General features: G+C 68.7%; 6 protein-coding genes. 4 read left to right on the top strand and 2 right to left on the bottom strand.

Going from position 1 to position 3,683, the window contains the following annotated elements; translation table 11 throughout:
* Window positions 1–1,162, bottom strand: a 1,162-nt coding sequence (locus RMO97_RS09215) for an IS481 family transposase (RefSeq protein ID WP_310540534.1), incomplete at its 3' end; no start/stop codon positions are given.
* Window positions 1,163–1,326: 164 nt separating this feature from the next.
* Here RMO97_RS09215 and RMO97_RS09210 point away from each other — a divergent pair.
* The 4 genes from RMO97_RS09210 to RMO97_RS09195 all read left to right on the top strand — a co-directional run bounded on the left by RMO97_RS09210 (window position 1,327) and on the right by RMO97_RS09195 (window position 3,487).
* Window positions 1,327–2,070, top strand: coding sequence for a methyltransferase (locus tag RMO97_RS09210; protein WP_310540532.1), 744 nt, complete (start codon window positions 1,327–1,329; stop codon window positions 2,068–2,070).
* 121 nt (window positions 2,071–2,191) lie between these two features.
* Window positions 2,192–2,674: a hypothetical protein gene (locus RMO97_RS09205; protein WP_310540530.1), complete on the top strand. Its 483-nt coding sequence runs from the start codon at window positions 2,192–2,194 to the stop codon at window positions 2,672–2,674.
* Window positions 2,675–2,696: 22 nt separating this feature from the next.
* The gene (locus tag RMO97_RS09200) at window positions 2,697–3,092 is read left to right on the top strand and encodes a hypothetical protein (RefSeq protein ID WP_310540529.1); all 396 of its coding nucleotides are present in this window, start codon (window positions 2,697–2,699) and stop codon (window positions 3,090–3,092) included.
* Window positions 3,089–3,487: a hypothetical protein gene (locus RMO97_RS09195; protein ID WP_310540527.1), complete on the top strand. Its 399-nt coding sequence runs from the start codon at window positions 3,089–3,091 to the stop codon at window positions 3,485–3,487. The genes RMO97_RS09200 and RMO97_RS09195 overlap by 4 nt, the downstream gene beginning before the upstream one ends.
* A 27-nt stretch (window positions 3,488–3,514) precedes the next feature.
* Here RMO97_RS09195 and RMO97_RS09190 read toward each other — a convergent pair.
* Window positions 3,515–3,683: efflux RND transporter permease subunit (locus RMO97_RS09190; RefSeq protein WP_409035301.1), on the bottom strand; the 169-nt coding region annotated here is incomplete at its 5' end.

The following is a 3,683-nucleotide window of genomic DNA, read 5'->3' as shown; positions in this document are numbered from 1 at the left end:
GTTCGGAGACATCCGTGGCACTGTGAGATTGGTCGCTTTGCCCATGCAGGTCGATGGTGGCGATCTTGGTTGAGCGGAAGACGACGTCGTAGAGACCGTCGGTGGACGTAGGTCGGACGGCGACGATCTTGCCGCTGAAGGCCTTGGGGACACGCCACAGGCGGCTCTTGAAGCTGATGCGACCATCGCTGACCGGGACGCGGCGCAGCTGGTCGTCGGGGGCGTATTCGAAGGGCTCGAGGGTTGGCTGCCACGGCCGTGGGCTGATGGCGTAGCGGTCGACGGGCGTAGCCATGCCAAGGGCCTGGTGTGGCCGCTCGGTGTTGTAGACGCCTCGCCAGTGCTCAAGATGGCGAGCGGCGTGGTGGAGGCCTTCGAAGGGCGGGACGGCTAGGGCCTCGGCCTTGAGGGTGCGGTGGAAGCGCTCGTCCTTGCCTTGCGTCTGGGGATGATAGGGCCGCGAATGGCCGACGCCGATGTCCTGCTCGATCAGCCATACGCCAAGCGGCGTGAAGGGATCGCCCGGTCCGTTCCCCCAGGGTGAGCCGTTGTCCATGGTCATGCGCCAGGGCAGGCCGTAGCGCTCGAAGGCCCTGCTCAGATGGCCCTTCACCGTCTGGGTTCTCTCGTTGTCGCAGGCGGCCAGGATCACACAGAAGCGCGAGTGATCGTCGAGCACCGTCAACGGATGCAGCCGGCCCGAGCGCATGGCCACATGACCCTTGAAGTCCATCTGCCATAGGTCGTTGGGCGCTGGATGCTCGAAGCGGATGAAGGCTGCCTCGCCGCCGCCGAACGCGCCCAGCTCGACGCCGTGCCGGCGCAGGATCTCGGTGATCGTCGACGGCGACGGCGACGCCAGGCCTCGCCGCTTCAGCACCGCGGCGATCTTGCGACCGCCCCAGGCCGGATGCTCGGCCCGCACCGCCAACACCGCCGCCTCGATCACCTCGCTTGTCTGCCGGGGCGAGGTCAGCGGCCGCCGCGGCCGCTCATCAAGACCCGACGGCCCCTCAGCCTGGAAGCGGCCCAGCAGCCTGTAAGCCAGCGTCGAACTCACCCCGAACCGACGACAAAGCTCCCGTATGTTCGCCCCATCCGCCAGCGCCAGGCGAACAAACTCCTGCTTGCGATCCATCGCCGAGACCCCCGTGAATGGCATCTCTCGACCTCCCTGCGAGGTCAAAAGGTGCCACGGATGTCTCCGAACAGGTGTCACGGATGTCCCCGGTCCAAACATGTTTACGGGGGAGGAAAGGCGAACCGGCCGCCACTATCCGCCCCAGATACCCGTGCTATCCTCGGCAAAACGCCGGAGGAGCCCCCATGAACCCGACCCTCGTGATCCTCGCCGCCGTCGCGGCCCTCACCGCCGCCCCGGCCTCGGCCCAGGTCCCCGCCAACATCGCCGCGGCCCTGGCCGACCCCGCGCGTCCGGCCGCGGAGACCGCCGCCGACGCCGCCCGCAAGCCCGGTGAACTGCTGGCGCTGACCGGCCTGAAGCCCGGCGACAAGGTGGCCGACCTGGTGATGGGCGGCGGCTACTTCACCCGCATCCTGTCGGTGGCCGTCGGCCCCACGGGCCAGGTCTACGCCTACCAGCCGGCCGAGTTCATCGCCTTCGGCGCCAATTACGGCGTCAGCATCAAGGAGGTCTCGGCGGCCTACAAGAACATCACCCCGCTCAGCATGGGCTTCGGCGCCCTGGACCTGCCCGACGGCCTGGACCTGGTGCTGACGGTCCAGAACTATCACGACCTGCACCTCAAGCCGTTCCCCGCCGACACCGCCGCCAAGGTCAACGCCGAGGTGTTCAAGTCCCTGAAGTCCGGCGGGATCTACCTGATCGTCGACCACGAGGCCAAGGCGGGCAGCGGGATCACCGCCGCCGACACCCTGCACCGCATCGACATCGCCGCGGTGAAGGCCGAGGTCGAGGCCGCCGGCTTCAAGCTGGAGAGCGAAAGCCAACTACTCGACGTCCCGGCCGATCCCCGCACCGCCAACGTCTTCGACCCCGCCATCCGCGGCAAGACCGACCAGTTCATCCTGAAGTTCCGGAAGCCGTAGGGCGCCAGGTCCCCAGCAAGCCAGCTCCCCCAAAGTGGGGAAGTGACTCGCGGGAACAAGCTTCACTGTTCATGTCGGATACCCATGCTATTCTTCCGCAGAACCCGGGGGGGAGCCGATCATGAAACTGACCTTTGCAGGGCTTGTCGCCATCGCGGCGCTCGTCGCAACGTCGGCGGCTCACGCCGCGCCTGCCGTGCCCGCCACCTGCCTGGCCCTGAAGTCGGGCGCCGACATGGCGCTGGGGGCGACGTCGAGCGCGGCGCTCGCCAGCGTGTCCTACCCCGGCCAGGCCGACGCCCCGGGCTGTCTCATCAGCTTCAAGGGCACGGGGGCGGTCTTCGGAACCAGCTTCCAGGCCGTGGCGGCCAAGCTCGACGCCATGATGCAGGGCCGCGGCTGGGCGCCCGACATCAACGCCGCCGCCGACGGTCCCACCGGCACGGCCATGGGCTACCGCAAGGCCGACCAGGCGGTGGCCGTCAGCGTCAACTACGACACCGCCAAGGGTGTCTGCCGCGAGGACGCGCCGATGGCCAGCTGCCATCCAAGGCCCGCTCAGATGCTTTACACCATCACCCTGGGCCTGACGCCCGCCTCCTGACCGCTATCCCGGAACCTCCGCCATGAAGCGCCTGTTGATCGCCGCCGCGTTTTCCCTGCTCGCCAGTTCCAGCGCCTCGGCCATGGGCGGGGCGGGGATCATCCTGGATCCCAAGTGCCTGTCGGAAGCGGCCTGGGCCGTGGACCCGACGGCCGGACCCATCCGGTTCTTCGGCTGCCGGCCGGCCTCGGAGATCCCGGCGGCGGACGCCGACGGCTTCACCACCTACACCCACCCGCTCGTGAACGGGACCGACGGCGGCTTCACCCGGGTCAAGCTCATCACCCTCAAGCAGCCCAACATCGTGGTCTTCAACGTGCAGGACAACGGCGGCGGCAGCGGCACCATGTCGGTCACGGTCACCGGCGTGCCCGGTCCGGACGGCGTCATGCAGACCAAGGGGCTCGAGGTCCAATGATCGCGACCCCGTTCCTGGCCGCCGGCCTCAGCCTCGCCCTGCAGGCCGCCGCCGCGCCCTATTACGAAGGCGTCGCGCGCGACAGTTTCGCCGCCTGGTCCTTCACCTCCGGCGAGATCGCCATCGACGGCGCCGTGAAGACCACCTCGGTCCAGACCCTCTACGCCACCCCCACCAACTTCGGCGCCAATCCCAGCCCGGTGGCCTGGTCGATCCACAAGGTGGCCTTCGACTGCCAGGCCAAGACGGCGACCTATATCAGCGGCGCCAACTACGCCCAGACCGGCGCCATGCTCTATCCGGCCAACCCCGCCCCCGCCACGCCCTGGACCTCCTACACCCCTGGCTTCCAGCAACTGGCCGCGACGGTCTGCGCGATGAAGGCGCCGCTCTAGGGCCCTAGCCGGGGACCGGCGTCCGGATCACTTGGCCGCGCCATCCCGCGCCCCCCGACGCCCATGCACCATGCGGTAGAGGGCGGGCAGCACCAGGAGGGTGAGGATCGTCGAGGAGATGATCCCCCCGATCACCACGCTGGCCAACGGACGCTGCACCTCGGCGCCCGCGCCCACATTGAAGGCCATGGGCACG

The organism is Phenylobacterium sp., from assembly GCF_031425575.1.
Lineage (GTDB): Bacteria > Pseudomonadota > Alphaproteobacteria > Caulobacterales > Caulobacteraceae > Phenylobacterium.
The sequence above is the reverse complement of the archived record's forward strand: the minus strand, read 5'-3'. Positions and strand labels throughout refer to the sequence as shown.

What these genes read in the sequence shown, in the direction of transcription:
- RMO97_RS09210 (WP_310540532.1), top strand. Translation starts at nt 1,327, where the DNA reads ATGAACCCGACCCTCGTGATCCTCGCCGCCGTCGCGGCCCTCACCGCC.
- RMO97_RS09205 (WP_310540530.1), top strand. Translation starts at nt 2,192, where the DNA reads ATGAAACTGACCTTTGCAGGGCTTGTCGCCATCGCGGCGCTCGTCGCA.
- RMO97_RS09200 (WP_310540529.1), top strand. Translation starts at nt 2,697, where the DNA reads ATGAAGCGCCTGTTGATCGCCGCCGCGTTTTCCCTGCTCGCCAGTTCC.
- RMO97_RS09195 (WP_310540527.1), top strand. Translation starts at nt 3,089, where the DNA reads ATGATCGCGACCCCGTTCCTGGCCGCCGGCCTCAGCCTCGCCCTGCAG.